Source organism: Bailinhaonella thermotolerans, from assembly GCF_003594875.1.
GTDB classification, from domain to species: Bacteria; Actinomycetota; Actinomycetes; order Streptosporangiales; family Streptosporangiaceae; genus Bailinhaonella; species Bailinhaonella thermotolerans.
In genome coordinates, this window is sequence record NZ_QZEY01000003.1 from 493,831 (window position 1) to 507,320 (window position 13,490).

Here is a 13,490-nt window from a genome sequence, read left to right on the forward strand (position 1 = left end):
TTAGTTGAAGAATCGCAGGTCGGGAAGGACGTCGGCGGCCACGAGCCCGATGTAGGCGTCGGTGAGCGCGAGCGTGCCGAGCGTGATCCAGGCGAGCTGCATGTGCTTGGCGTTGAGCTTGGAGATCCAGGTCCACATGCGGTAGCGCAGCGGGTGCCGGGAGAAGTGGTTGAGCCGCCCGGCCGTGATGTGGCGGCACGAGTGGCAGGAGAGGGTGTACGCCCACAGCATGATCACATTGCCGAGGAGGATGAGGTTGCCCAGCCCCATCTGGAAGCCGTTCTTCCCGAAGAAGGCGTAGACGGCGTCGTACGTGTTGATCAGGGAGACGACCAGGGCCGCGTAGAAGAAGTAGCGGTGCAGGTTCTGGGCGATCAGCGGGAAGCGGGTCTCGCCGGTGTACTTGGAGTGCGGCTCGGCCACCGCGCAGGCGGGCGGCGAGAGCCAGAAGGACCGGTAGTAGGCCTTGCGGTAGTAGTAACAGGTGAGCCGGAACCCCAGCAGGAACGGGAGCACCAGGATCCCGAGCGGGATCAGCGGCGGGAACTCCGGCAGCCAGGTCCCGAAGTGCCGGGCCCCCTCGGCGCAGCTCGCGCTCACGCAGGGGGAGCTGAACGGCGAGAGGTAGTTGTATCCGTCCACCCAGTAGTTGCTCTGCGTCGCCGTGCGGATCAGTGCGTACAGCAGCCACGCGGTCAGGCCCGCGAAGGTGCCCAGCGGCGCCAGCCACCAGCGGTCCCCGCGCAGCGTGCGCACCCCGATCTGGGCGCGTTGTTTCCTGACCTCGGATGTGGTCGCGGCCATCGAAGCTCTCTCCACCTCCCGCGGGGCCCCGGGTTAAGTCGTGCCCCACGCAAAACCTGAAGTCGGTGGCGCGCGCCGTCGCCCTTTTCGCGCCTTCTCAAACTCCCGCGCGCGCGTTGGTGCGTATACGTTACGGCAGCCGCTTTCCCTAAGTGGCACAAGGGTCGTCGGATTACCGACTGTGACGGCAATCACGTGCCACACTGCGACCGAAAGCGACGAATATCCTATTTAGGATGTCCTAAATTCCCTCATGCGCCCGGTCCCGAATCCGCGCCAGGAACGCCCGCCACTCCGGGCCGGAGAACACCAGCGTCCCGCCCCCGGGGTCCTTGCTGTCGCGTACGGCGACTCCGCCGCGGGTCCGCCCGACCTCCACGCAATTGCCGAGCGAGGAACTGTGAGTGGATTTCCGCCATGAGGTCACTTTGGGAGGCATATGCGCGCGATGCCCGCTTTGATCAATCTTAAACCCATCGCGCACAAGCGCTAACGGATCGTGGAGGCGGAGACGATCGCCGCTTCGTCGTGGAACGCATTCACCTGGGCCGATGCCCGGTCACTTCGCGAATATCCGCGACGGGTCCGCGAACGCCTTGAACTCCAGCGCGTTCCCCGCCGGATCGAGCACGAACATCGTCCACTGCTCGCCCGGCTCCCCGGCGAACCGCAGATAGGGCTCGATCACGAACTCCGTCCCCGCCGCCCGCAGCCGCTCCGCCAGCGCGTGGAACTCCGGGATCGCCAGCACCAGCCCGAAGTGCGGCACCGGGACCCGGTGCTCGTCCACCTCGTTGTGCCCGGCGGGAGCGGACGCGGGGCCCTCCACCAGGTGCGTCACGAACTGGTGCCCGTAGAGGTCCCAGTCCACCCACCGCTCCGCGGACCGCCCCTCGGCCAGGCCCAGCACCCCGCCGTAGAACTCCCGCGCCCTGCCCAGATCGTCCACCGGCACCGCCAGGTGGAACAGCGGAACTCCCATACCCGCTCCTTCCCGCGCACTCCTCCCTCTATCCCCCATACCGTGATCTTGCAATCGCCCGTCCGGGAGGTCCCGGCGCGCCGTACGCCTCGCGCGGGGCTCACCGAGCGCCGGTACGGCTCGCGCGGGGCTCACCGAGCGCCGGTACGGCTCCCGCCCGGCTCGGGTGCGGCCACGCGGGCGGCGGCGCGCAGCCGTGCCAGGAGCGCGGCGGTCTCGGCGGCCAGGGCCGCGACCAGGGCGATCGAGGCGCACGCCACCCCGGGCAGGCCGGTCGCGGGGAGGGCCGCGCAGGCGCCCGCCAGCACGACGACGTGCGCGGCCACCGACTGCGGCAGCAGGTCGCTGCGGCCCGCCGCCATGGCCCGGCCCCGGAGGTACCCGCGCACGGCCCACAGCGGCGGGGCCGCGACGAGCACGGGCAGCCAGCGCAGGCCCAGCTCGGCCGGGCCCGGCGGCACCGCGATGACGTCCGTGACGTACAGCCCGGCCAGCGGCGTGACCGTCCCCAGCAGCAGCAGGCCCCCGGCGGCGGACGCGACCGCCCACGCCAGCCGCAGCGGCCCCGGGTCGGCCGGGTCCTTTCGCAGCCGGGCGGCGGTCACCGAGTCCAGGTCCAGCATCGGCACCGTCAGCAGCAGCAACAGCCCGTAGAGCGCGGTCCACACGGTCAGCGACGCGGCGGGCTCGGGCGCCGCCGTGATCGCGATCGTGGTCACCAGGTGCGGCGCCATGTTGACCAGGAACGGCGCGGCCAGGCGCGCGTGCTCGGCCGGCAGCGACCGCCGCCCCCGGCCGCCCTCGGCCGCCTCCTGCCCCGGCGAGCGCGGCAGCCGCCGTACGGCCAGCGCGAGCAGCCCGGCCTCCGCGAACGCGCCCACGGCGGGGGACAGCCCGCCCACGGCGGCGGCGGGCAGCGGCGTGAGGGCCAGGCAGGCCGCGGCCGTCAGCACCGTCACCCCGACGCGGATGAAGGTGGCCGACGCGATCCGCCCGGTGCCCCCGGCGAGGATCAGGCGCCCGTGGAGGTACCGCCGCAGGGCCACGGCCGGCGGGGCGGGCGCGGCGGCCAGCAGGCAGTACCGGAAGTCGTCCCGGAACTCCGGCGGCAGCGGCGCGGCCAGCGGCGGGATCGCGGCCACGGCCACCAGCAGCGCCCCGCCGCAGAGCCCCACGAGCAGGGAGTACCGGAGCAGCGCCCGCGGCGTGCGGGTGCCCTCCGCGGTCACCACCAGCGGCGCCATCGCCAGCGCCACCGAGTTCGCGATCACGAGCACGGACATCGCGGCCCCGATCGCCGCCAGCGCGTCGGCCCCGTCCGGGGCCCGGCTCACGAGCGCCGTCGCCGCCGGGATCTCCGCGGCGAGCACCGCCGACCCCACGGCCGTCGGCGCCCACACCCGCAGGATCCGCCGGAGCGGCCCGGCGCCGGAGCGTTCCAGCTCAGCGGCGAGCGGCCCGTGGTCTCCCCGAGTACCCAGGTCAGGTCCCTTCAGGCGGCGGCGCGAGCCCGGCGCGGTCCAGGCCGCGGGGCAGCGCGCCGGAGCGTCCGGCGGGCTCGGCGGGGCGGCCCGCCCCGAGGACGTAGACGCAGCCCTCGGCCACGCCGTCAACGCCGAGCAGGGCATCCACCTCCGTGTCGGCGAAGGCGGCCGTCTGGAACGGGCCCAGGCCCAGCGCGGTGCAGGTGAGGACGAAGGTCTGGCCCAGGTGCCCGGCGTTCAGGGTCATGATCCGGTAGGTGCGCGGATCGCGGTACTTGTACATCGAACGGGCGAAGACGGCGGTCAGCAGGCACAGGAACGCCGCCCGCCCGAACCCCTGGCGGTAGGTCAGCCGCTCGGCCGTCTCGGCGTCGAACCCCTCGGCGACCAGCTCCAGCGAGTGGTTCTCCGCGCGGTAGTGGTACACGCCGGGGGCCACGTCCTCGACGTCGAGCACGGCGACGTACGCCTCCAGCTCGTGCCGGGCGCCGCCCGCCGGGCTGGTCTTGAGCATGAGCGTGCCGTACCGGCCGGCGTCGATGAAGTGCATCGGCGCGAACGTGTAGTGCAGCACGGCCGAGAGGGTCGGCAGGTCCACGGGGCCGGGGGCGAACTCGCGGTGGGTGCGGCGGCCGAGCAGCACCTCGGAGAACCCGGCGTCGAGCGGCGGATGCGCCCGGGGCAGGTAGAGCCGCGGCGCGCCGGGCCGCGAGGAGAAGGGTGCGGGCGCGGGGTCGCGGGTCACCTCCGCGGCCACCCGCTCGCGTTCGGCGGGTTCGACCGCGAACTCCGCGTCGCGGCTGGCGAAGTGCAGGAACTGCGCGGCCGTCCCCCAGTCCGCCCAGGCCCGCGTCAGCGTCTCGTCGGCGGGGTCCGCGCCCTCTTCGCGCAGCAGCCCGTTCTCCACCAGCACGGAGATGGCCTCGCGCACCGAATCGGGATCGTAGTCCTCGTCGGCGTACGCGCTGACGACCTTTTCCGGGTCGGTCCACTCGTCGAAGCGCGCCAGCAATTCCACCGCCGGAGCGTCCACCGCGAACGCCGCGCGCGTCAAGTAGTCCTGCGCGGTGAATTCGCCGTCATCCCAGTACAGGACCAGGGTGCGGGAACGACGTAACTGCATGCGGCCCTTCTTCGCCGAATGGGAGGACGGTCACGGGGGGAGGAGATCCCCCCGTGACCCGCAAGCCGGTACGCGTGAGCCGCGGGCCAGCGGCTTCAGCTCTCCGGAGTGTCGCGCTTCTCGTCGGCGGCCTTGTAGTACGGCGTCGGCTTACGCGTCTTCTTGCCGCGCACCTCGATGCGCAGAGCCCGCTTTTTCACGTCCGGCGTCTCCTTTCGGGCGTCGATCTGTCCCCTCAATTCAGACATGGTGAGACCCCGTATTGTCAATCATGGATTCAAAGACGCGCCCCGACCTGGACCTACGCCGGAGACCTAGGTCGGAAATGACGAACCCCGCCGCGGATTCGCGGCGGGGTTCGCGGGGGCCGTACGGCGTCAGCCGCGGGTGGCCTTGAGGTAGTCGCGGTTCATGCGCGCGATCGTCTCCAGGGGGATGCCCTTGGGGCAGACCGCGGTGCACTCGCCGATGTTGGTGCAGCCGCCGAAGCCGAGCTCGTCGGCGGTGTCCACCATGGCCTTGACGCGGGAGTCGCGCTCGGGCTGGCCCTGCGGCATCAGGCCCAGGTGGGTGATCTTCGCGGCGGTGAACAGCGAGGCGGAGCCGTTCGGGCAGGCCGCCACGCACGCGCCGCAGCCGATGCAGACGGCGGCCTCGAACGCCTTGTCGGCGTCGGGCTTGGGCACCGGAACCGCGTGGGCCTCGGGGGCCGAGCCGGTCGGGACCGAGATGTAGCCGCCGGCCTCGATGATGCGGTCGAAGGCGGAACGGTCCACGACCAGGTCCTTCACCACCGGGAACGGCGCCGCGCGCCACGGCTCGATGGTGATGGTCTCGCCGTCCTTGAAGTGCCGCATGTGGAGCTGGCAGGTCGTGGTGGCGCGCTGCTCGCCGTGCGGCACGCCGTTGATGACCATGCCGCACATGCCGCAGATGCCCTCGCGGCAGTCGTGGTCGAACGCCACCGGCTCCTCGCCCTCGAGGATGAGGCGCTCGTTGAGCACGTCGAGCATCTCCAGGAACGACATGTCGGGGGACACGTCGTCGAGCTGGTAGGTGACCATGCGCCCGGCGTCGTCGGCGTTCTTCTGCCGCCAGATCTGGAGCGTGAGTTTCACTTGTAGGACCTCTGACTGGGCTTGACGTACTCGAAGACGAGATCTTCCTTGTGGAGCACCGGCTTGTCCTCCGAGAACTCCCAGGCGGCGACGTAGGAGAAGTTCTCGTCGTCGCGCTTGGCCTCGCCGTCCTCGGTCTGCGACTCGGCGCGGAAGTGGCCGCCGCAGGACTCCGAGCGGTGCAGGGCGTCGATGCACATGAGCTCGGCCAGCTCGAAGAAGTCGGCGATGCGGCCGGCCTTCTCCAGCGCCTGGTTGAGCTCCTCGTTCTCGCCGGGGACCTTCACGCGCTTCCAGAACTCGTCGCGCAGGTCGCGGATCATCCCGATGGCCTTGAGCAGGCCCTCCTCGGTCCGCTCCATGCCGCAGTAGTCCCACATGATCTGGCCCAGCTCGCGGTGGAACGAGTCCGGCGTGCGGTCGCCGTTGATCGACAGCAGCCGCTCGACCTTGGTCCGTACGGCCTCCTCGGCCTCGGCGACGGCCGCGGAGTCCACCTCGCCGAACGGGCCGGCGGCCAGGTAGTCGCCGATCGTGTTCGGGAGGACGAAGTACCCGTCGGCCAGGCCCTGCATCAGCGCGGACGCGCCGAGGCGGTTGGCGCCGTGGTCGGAGAAGTTGGCCTCGCCGATCACGAACAGGCCGGGGATGGTGGACTGGAGGTCGTAGTCCACCCACAGGCCGCCCATGGTGTAGTGCACGGCCGGGTAGATGCGCATCGGCGTGGTGTAGGGGTCCTCGCCGGTGATGCGCTCGTACATCTCGAAGAGGTTGCCGTACTTGGCCTCCACCGCGTCGCGCCCGAGGCGGTCGATCGCGTCCTTGAAGTCCAGGTACACGCCGAGCCCGCCGGGCCCGACGCCGCGGCCCTCGTCGCAGACGTTCTTGGCGGCGCGCGAGGCGATGTCACGCGGCACCAGGTTGCCGAACGAGGGGTAGATGCGCTCCAGGTAGTAGTCGCGCTCCTCGACCGGGATGTCGTACGGCTTGCGCGTGTCGCCGGCCTTCTTCGGCACCCAGACGCGGCCGTCGTTGCGCAGCGACTCCGACATCAGCGTCAGCTTGGACTGGTGGTCGCCGCTGACCGGGATGCAGGTCGGGTGGATCTGCGTGTAGCAGGGGTTCGCGAACAGCGCGCCGCGCCGGTGCGCCCGCCAGGTGGCGGTGACGTTGCAGCCCTTGGCGTTCGTCGAGAGGAAGAAGACGTTGCCGTAGCCGCCGGAGGCCAGCACGACCGCGTCGGCGAAGTAGCTCTTGACCTCGCCGGACACCAGGTCGCGGGTCACGATGCCGCGCGCCCGGCCGTCGGCCACGATCAGGTCGAGCATCTCGGTGCGCGGGTGCATCTCCACGTTCCCGGCGTGGATCTGCCGGGCGAGCGCCTGGTAGGCGCCGAGGAGGAGCTGCTGGCCCGTCTGGCCGCGGGCGTAGAAGGTGCGGGACACCTGGGCGCCGCCGAAGCTGCGGGTGTCGAGCAGGCCGCCGTACTCCCGCGCGAACGGCACGCCCTGGGCCACGCACTGGTCGATGATCTCGACGCTGACCTGGGCGAGGCGGTGCACGTTGGACTCGCGGGAGCGGAAGTCGCCGCCCTTGACCGTGTCGTAGAACAGCCGGTGGATGCTGTCGCCGTCGCCGCGGTAGTTCTTCGCCGCGTTGATGCCGCCCTGGGCCGCGATCGAGTGGGCGCGGCGGGGGCTGTCCTGGTAGCAGAACGACTTGACCTGGTAGCCCAGCTCGGCCAGGGTCGCGGCGGCCGAGCCGCCGGCCAGGCCGGTGCCCACGACGATGACGGTGAGCTTGCGCTTGTTGGCCGGGTTGACCAGCTTCGCCCCGAAGCGACGCTTGTCCCAGCGCTCCGCGATCGGGCCGTCGGGGGCCTTCGTGTCGCGGATCGGGTCGCCTTCGACGTACAGCTCGGTCACTTCACAACTCCGATCACGACCGCCGCCGGGCCCACCAGGAAGCCGAGGATCAGCAGCGTGGAGGCGCCGGTGGCGAAGAGGTTGATGCCGCGCTGCCTGCGGGCGTTGCTCAGGCCCAGGGTCTGGAACGCGCTCCACAGGCCGTGCCGCAGGTGCATGCCGAGCAGGACCAGCGGGACGACGTAGGCGGCGACGATGTACCACCGCTGGAAGTCGGCCACGAACCTGTCGTACGGCGTGGCCCCGGTGCCCGCCGGGTTCGCGACCCCCAGCGTCAGGTCCAGGAGGTGGTAGAGGATGTAGGCCAGGATGATCACGCCGCCCCAGCGCATCGTGCGCGAGGCGTAGGTCTGCTGCACGCTCTTGCGCTTGGCCTTGTACGCCACGGGCCGGGCGCGCTTGGCGCGGACGGTGAGCACGGTGGCGGAGATCATGTGCGCGAACACGGCGACGAGCAGGCCGACGCGCATGATCCACAGGAAGCCCTCGTGCGGGAGCGCGGGCTCGCCGATGGTGCGCAGCCAGTGCGAGTAGTGGTTGAAGTCTTCCCTGCCGAACAGGACCTTGAGGTTCCCGATCATGTGCAGGACGAGGAACGCGATCATGACCACGCCGCTCACGGCCATGACGGCCTTGAGCAGGATCGAGGAGCGGCGGGAGCCGGTCCGCGGCTTGCGGGCCTTCTGCGCGTGCACGGCGACCGGGCTCAGGCGGTTGCCCGCCTGGGCGCTCGTGGGGGAGGTCGCCTGTGCTTTGGGGGGCGATGAGACTGCTGACACGGCATGAACGGTATGTCCGACTCGAAGTGCCCGTCCAAGACATGATGGCGCTGGTTTCGATAGCCTGGGGCTATTAACCGTGCGCCACAACGCTTCTCGTATTCCGGACGGTTCCCGAGCGTGAGGCATTTCACATGCAGTTACAGCAACTCGCCTACTTCGTCGCGGTCGCCGAGAGCCGCCACTTCACCCAGGCGGCCGAGCGGATGCGGGTCGCCCAGCCGTCCCTGAGCAAGCAGATCAAGGCGCTGGAACAGGAGCTGGGAGCGCCCCTGTTCAGCCGCGCCAGGGGCAACATCGCGCTCACCCCGGCGGGGGAGGCGCTGCTGCCGCTGGCCCGCCGCATCCTCGCCGACACCGAGACCGCGCGGCGGGAGGTCCAGGAGCTCGCCGGGCTGCGCCGGGGACGGCTGCGGCTGGGGGCCACGCCCTCGCTGTGCGCCGGGCTCCTGGCCGACGCGCTGGCGGACTACCGCCGGGACTACCCGGGCATCGAGATCCTGGTCGAGGAGGGCGGCTCGCGGGACCTCGTGCGCGACCTCGCCCGGGGCCAGCTCGACCTGGCGCTGCTCATCATGCCGCTGCACAGCACCGACCCGGCCCTGGTCACCGAGGAGATCCTGCGCGAGAACCTCGTCGTCGCCGACACCGGCCCGGCCCCGCGCCGGCCGTACGCCCGCATCGAGGACCTCCGCGACCGGCCGGTGGTCATGTTCCGGCGGGGCTACGACCTGCGCGAGGCGACGCTGCAGGCCTGCCGCCAGGCCGGGTTCGAGCCCCGCTTCTCGGTGGAGGGCGGCGAGATGGACGCCGTCCTGCGCTTCGTCGAGGCGGGCCTGGGCATCGCCGTGGTCCCCAGCATGGTCCTGGACGGCCGCCCCCGGCTGCGCGGGACCCCGCTGGCCCCGCCCGGCCTGGAACGCCGCATCGCGCTGGCCCACCGCAAGGACGTCGAGCCCCCGCACGCCGCCCGCGCCTTCCGCGCCACCCTCCTCGGCCACCTCCACACCGCCGCCGCCACCGGCACCCTCCCTCCAGGCGTGGACCTCCTCACCCGGAACCCCCCGGCGTGACCTCGCCCCGCGATTCCCGCACAGGTTCCCGGATCGCGAGATCACGGCGGGGTTTCAGCGGGTTTCGGCGGGGTTTCGGCGGGGGTGGCAGCCGGGGTCAGGAGGGGGCGCGGAGGAGTTCGGCGCCGGCGGGCGGGGTGATCCACTCGGCGGTGACGAGCCGGGCGGTCAGGCGATAGTCGAAGCCCTTCCCGGCCGGGGAGGAGCCGCTGATGTCGCCTGGGCCGTGGACCTGGACCGGGATCTGGAGGAGGCGGTCGTCGCCGATGTGGTCGTCCTCCCAGACCTCGATCACGAAGCGCGCGCCCTCCGGGGCGTACACGTGGGCGTACGGCCCGCCCGCCCGCCGGACGGATCCGGGGGAGCAGCCCTCGGCGGAGGACGTCAGGATCCAGCAGGTGTACCGCTTGGTGTCGATCTCGTCCTCGTTGGTCGGCCAGGCGTACCAGTGCTCGCCGTCCTGGGCCTTGATCTCGATGCGGACCTCGTCCTCGCCGCTCTCCTCCAGGTCCAGCGCCTCCAGCGAGCCGAGCACGATCTCGTGGTACACCGCCTGCCGGGCGGTGGCGCCCGCGCGGGCCGGGACGGCGGCGGCCGCGGGCGCGGGCGCGGCGGCCAGGGCGAGGGCGCCGGTCGTCGCGGCGGCGAGCAGGGCCTTCATCGCGGTACGGGTCGTCATCGCGGCCTCTCAGAGGTAGACGGGGGTCAGGGTGAACTTCAGGACGTAGTGGTGACCGCCGATCTGGGCCTCCTCGACGATCCGCTGCTCCTCGCTGATCGGGCGCAGGCCCACGGGGACGTTCATGAGCAGGTCGTCGCCGGCGAGGTCGTCCTCCCACAACTGGACGTAGAGGAACTTGAGGTTCGTGGGATAGCGCGGCGCGTAGAAGCCGCCGCCGGAGCGCTGGTTGGTCCCCGCCGGGCACGCCTCGCGGAAGCTGACGCAGTCCCGCGCGGCGACGGACAGCTCGTCGCCCTCCTTCATCGGCCAGGCCTGGAACGGCTTGCCCGACCCGTCGTGGTACATCCGCACGAAGATCTCGTCGTGGCCGCTCTCCTCCAGGTCGTACGCGATGATCTGGTCGAGGTGGACCCGCACGTAGGGCGCCCCGTCGGCGGCGCGCGCCGTACCCGCGGGGACGAGCGCGGCCACGGCGACGGCGACGGCCGGCAGCAGGCGGGCGAGCAGACGTCTCATGCCGTTCCCTCCCATTTCCGGATTCGGGGCCTCGGTTGAGGCCGCCGACCTCAGAGGGTGGCGGAGGGATCTTGGGAACGACTTGCGAGCCACCAGCGGGCCAGGCGCCGGCCGTACGGCGGGCCGGGCGCGAGTAGTACGGCGGGCCGGATGCGAGCCGTACGGCGGGCGCGAGTAGTTCGGCGGGCCGGGCGTGAGCCGTGCGGCGGGTCAGGCGTCGTCGTGCTCGTCGCGTTCGTCGTCCTCGTCGGGGACGGGGTCGGGCATGCGCCAGCCGACGATGATCAGCGGCATCACCAGGTGGGTGAGCCAGATCGCCAGGAGGAGGATGAACACTGCCGCCGCGGGGATGCGGGCCGTATCGCCCTCGCCCCAGGTGCCGGCCACCACCGCCGCCAGGGCCAGCCCGATCAGCCCGAACGTGATCCGGTGCCCGGTCGCGACCGCGCGCAGCCGTTCGGCCGCCTGGCGCTCGTCGAGCATCCGCGCGGGCAGGGCGGCGGTGCCGCGGCTCGCGACGTTGAGCAGCGTGACCGCGGGCAGGTAGATCACCAGCATGATCGCGAGCAGGACGAAGTTGATCGTGACGGCGAGGTCGCTCGGGGCCAGGAACCACGAGACCGCCGCGTCGACCCACAGCAGCGCCACGGAGAAGGCCGCCAGGCCGGCGATCACCCGCCGCCTCGCCCGCGTGGCGTAGGCGGCCGGCGCCATGTCCTTCTCCAGCGCCTCCCGCTGATAGCGCTGCCAGCGCGAGCGCATTCCGTCCCCCCTCACGATCGGCTGCCCAGCCGGGGGAAGGGCTTCAGCGAGAAGACCACCTCGACCGGCACCTCGAAGTACTCCGCGATCCGCAGCGCGAGGTACAGGCTGGGGCTGTACTCGCCCCGCTCCAGGTAGCCCACCGTCTGGTAGTGCACGCCGAGGGCGGTGGCCAGGTCCCGGCGCGAGATGCCGCGCTCGGCTCTCAGCACCGCGATCCGGTTGAAGACCTCCTCTGAGGACACCGCCCGCTCTCCCTCTCAACGCCCGGACGATCAGTAGCTCGCCTGCGCGGCGCGCGCCCGCTGCCGGGCCTCAAGGCGCGACCCGGACTCCTTGCGCGTCACGCGGCGCAACAACCACGGCGCCAGCACCATACCCGCGATCGCCCAGGCGCCGAGCACGGCCGCGGTCTCCAGCGTGCGCCAGTCCTGCCCGATCTCGGCCGCCAGCATCGTGTCCGGCAGCAGCGCCGACCGCAGCCCGAGCCCCTGCCAGTACAGCGGGAACGCCTGCGCCACCCACTGGACCGGCTCCGGCATCACGCTGATCGGGATCATCACCCCGGAGATGATCATCAGGACCATCATCGGCACGCTGAGCAGGTTGGCCGCGGTGCGCGGCCCGGGCATGAGGGAGCCGAGCGCGATGCCCAGCGGCAGCACGGCGAGCGTGCCGAGCACCAGCACCCACACCAGCGTGAACCAGTCGCCCGCCGTCTCCGGCAGCCGCGTCTCGGTGAACAGCAGCGCCGCCGCCAGCATCAGCGCGACGTACGTCAGGATCTGCCCGAGCGCCGAGGCGACCCGCCCGATCGTGTAGGCGCGGGTGCCGCCGGGCAGCGAGCGCACGCGCAGCAGCGCCCCCTCCTCCCGGTCGGCGGCGATCGTCATCGGCAGGCCCATGATCGCGACCGAGAAGACGCTGAAGGCGACGAAGCCGGCCGCCATGATCGACGCCTTGGGCGTGTCGGTGCCCGGCCAGTCCGACCCGCGCTGGGAGATCGCCAGCGCCAGGAAGATCCCGACCGTGCCGATCAGCCCGACCCCGACGTCCTTGGGGGAGCGCAGGAACTGGCGGTACTCCACTCCGCCGCGCCGCAGCCCGGCCCGGATCGTCCTCGCGTTCACGCCGCCTCCTTCTCGTTCACTAGGTTCAGGTAGCTCTCCTCCAAGGTGGGCCGGGTGATCCGCAGCCCCGGCACGGGCCCGCCGTACCGCCGGTGCAGCTCCCAGGCCACCCGCGACGGGTCGTGCGACCGGCTGACCCGCTCGGCGCCGTCCTCGATCCACCACACCTCGGACTCGGCCTGTACGGCCTCGGCCAGCTCGGCCGCGGTCCCGCACACGGCGATGCGCCCGCCGACGAGGATCGCGATCCGGTCCGCCAGCCGCTCGGCCTCGGCCAGGTCGTGCGTGGTCAGCAGCACGGTCATGCCCTCGTCGGCCGCCAGCCCCTCGACCAGCCGGTGGAACTCCCGCCGCGCCTGCGGATCGAACCCGGCGGTCGGCTCGTCCAGGAACAGCAGTTCCGGGCGCCCGACGATGCCCAGCGCCACGTCCAGCCGCCGCCGCTGCCCTCCGGACAGCATGCGCACCTGCTTGCCCGCGTGCTCGGCCAGCCCCAGCGCATCGAGCAGCTCCCCGGGCTCGCGCGGCTGGTCGTAGTGCCCGGCGACGTGCTCCAGCAGCTCCCCGACCCGCCACTTGGGGTGGTCGCGCCAGCTCTGCAGCACCATCCCGAGCCGGGCCCGCCACCGCTCGTCGCCGTCCCCCGGGTCGGTCCCGAGCACGGACACCTCCCCGCCCGACCGCCGCCGGAACCCCTCCAGGATCTCGATGGTCGTCGTCTTGCCCGCGCCGTTCGGCCCGAGCAGCGCGAAGACCTCCCCCCGCCGGATCTCCAGATCGACCCCGCGCAGCACGTCGGCGTCGCCGTACCGCATCCGCAGCCCGCGCACCTCGACCGCCGGACCCTTGAGCACTTCCACGTCATCTCCTCGCAGTGTCGCTATCGCTTGTAGTAGATGTACTACATCTCTGAGCATGAACACAACAGGCTGAAGCAGTACTGAGACGGCGCGCCTCTGGAGCCGCCTCTGGAGTGGAGGGTGTTTCCGCAGCCAGAGGCCGCGTAGCGCGCCCCGGGGCGAGCCTCGGGAGCGGTACGGCGAGACGCGGAGGCCCATGGGGAGAAGCGCGAGATCCGCGGGACGCCGGCGGGATCGGGGATTGTGGGCGGC

At 71.8% G+C, this 13,490-nt stretch carries 15 protein-coding genes; 1 reads left to right on the forward strand and 14 read right to left on the reverse strand.

The features are described from left to right. The 8 genes from D5H75_RS11425 to D5H75_RS11460 form a co-directional block, all read right to left on the reverse strand. Positions 1–804 carry a hypothetical protein gene (locus tag D5H75_RS11425; RefSeq protein WP_119926351.1) on the reverse strand — a complete coding sequence of 268 codons (804 nt, stop codon included), beginning with the start codon at positions 802–804 and terminating at the stop codon, positions 1–3. Between the two features lie 241 nt (positions 805–1,045). Next, entirely contained in the window at positions 1,046–1,243 is a 198-nt protein-coding gene (locus D5H75_RS11430; RefSeq protein WP_119926352.1) for a DUF397 domain-containing protein, read from the reverse strand. A gap of 120 nt (positions 1,244–1,363) precedes the next feature. Beyond that, a complete protein-coding gene (locus D5H75_RS11435) occupies positions 1,364–1,786 on the reverse strand; it encodes a VOC family protein (RefSeq protein WP_119926353.1) in 423 nt (140 codons plus the stop codon). Positions 1,787–1,917: 131 nt separating this feature from the next. After that, positions 1,918–3,186: a hypothetical protein gene (locus D5H75_RS11440; RefSeq protein WP_119926354.1), complete on the reverse strand. Its 1,269-nt coding sequence runs from the start codon at positions 3,184–3,186 to the stop codon at positions 1,918–1,920. Between the two features lie 82 nt (positions 3,187–3,268). Further along, a complete protein-coding gene (locus tag D5H75_RS11445) occupies positions 3,269–4,393 on the reverse strand; it encodes a SagB/ThcOx family dehydrogenase (protein WP_119926355.1) in 1,125 nt (374 codons plus the stop codon). A 377-nt stretch (positions 4,394–4,770) separates the two neighbouring features. Beyond that, on the reverse strand, positions 4,771–5,511 hold the full coding sequence (locus D5H75_RS11450; protein WP_119926356.1) for a succinate dehydrogenase/fumarate reductase iron-sulfur subunit: 741 nt from the start codon (positions 5,509–5,511) through the stop codon (positions 4,771–4,773). Next, positions 5,508–7,436 carry a fumarate reductase/succinate dehydrogenase flavoprotein subunit gene (locus tag D5H75_RS11455; RefSeq protein ID WP_119926357.1) on the reverse strand — a complete coding sequence of 643 codons (1,929 nt, stop codon included), beginning with the start codon at positions 7,434–7,436 and terminating at the stop codon, positions 5,508–5,510. Before D5H75_RS11455 ends, D5H75_RS11450 begins: the two co-directional genes overlap by 4 nt. Continuing rightward, complete coding sequence (locus tag D5H75_RS11460) at positions 7,433–8,215, reverse strand: succinate dehydrogenase cytochrome b subunit (RefSeq protein ID WP_242454148.1); 783 nt, start codon at positions 8,213–8,215, stop codon at positions 7,433–7,435. The genes D5H75_RS11455 and D5H75_RS11460 overlap by 4 nt, the downstream gene beginning before the upstream one ends. A gap of 134 nt (positions 8,216–8,349) precedes the next feature. Here D5H75_RS11460 and D5H75_RS11465 point away from each other — a divergent pair, with 134 nt between their 5' ends. Continuing rightward, positions 8,350–9,288, forward strand: coding sequence for a LysR family transcriptional regulator (locus tag D5H75_RS11465; protein ID WP_119926359.1), 939 nt, complete (start codon positions 8,350–8,352; stop codon positions 9,286–9,288). A 97-nt stretch (positions 9,289–9,385) separates the two neighbouring features. Here D5H75_RS11465 and D5H75_RS11470 read toward each other — a convergent pair whose 3' ends face one another. From D5H75_RS11470 to D5H75_RS11495, 6 genes are all read right to left on the reverse strand, one after another. Next, complete coding sequence (locus tag D5H75_RS11470) at positions 9,386–9,967, reverse strand: hypothetical protein (RefSeq protein ID WP_119926360.1); 582 nt, start codon at positions 9,965–9,967, stop codon at positions 9,386–9,388. A 9-nt stretch (positions 9,968–9,976) separates the two neighbouring features. Then, a complete protein-coding gene (locus tag D5H75_RS11475; RefSeq protein ID WP_119926361.1) occupies positions 9,977–10,486 on the reverse strand; it encodes a hypothetical protein in 510 nt (169 codons plus the stop codon). Positions 10,487–10,696: 210 nt separating this feature from the next. After that, the gene (locus D5H75_RS11480) at positions 10,697–11,248 is read right to left on the reverse strand and encodes a hypothetical protein (RefSeq protein ID WP_119926362.1); all 552 of its coding nucleotides are present in this window, start codon (positions 11,246–11,248) and stop codon (positions 10,697–10,699) included. Positions 11,249–11,259: 11 nt separating this feature from the next. Continuing rightward, entirely contained in the window at positions 11,260–11,493 is a 234-nt protein-coding gene (locus D5H75_RS11485; protein ID WP_119926363.1) for a helix-turn-helix transcriptional regulator, read from the reverse strand. Between the two features lie 30 nt (positions 11,494–11,523). Next, complete coding sequence (locus tag D5H75_RS11490; RefSeq protein ID WP_202638052.1) at positions 11,524–12,378, reverse strand: ABC transporter permease; 855 nt, start codon at positions 12,376–12,378, stop codon at positions 11,524–11,526. Continuing rightward, positions 12,375–13,193: an ABC transporter ATP-binding protein gene (locus tag D5H75_RS11495; RefSeq protein ID WP_119926591.1), complete on the reverse strand. Its 819-nt coding sequence runs from the start codon at positions 13,191–13,193 to the stop codon at positions 12,375–12,377. Before D5H75_RS11495 ends, D5H75_RS11490 begins: the two co-directional genes overlap by 4 nt. Positions 13,194–13,490 lie beyond the last annotated feature (297 nt).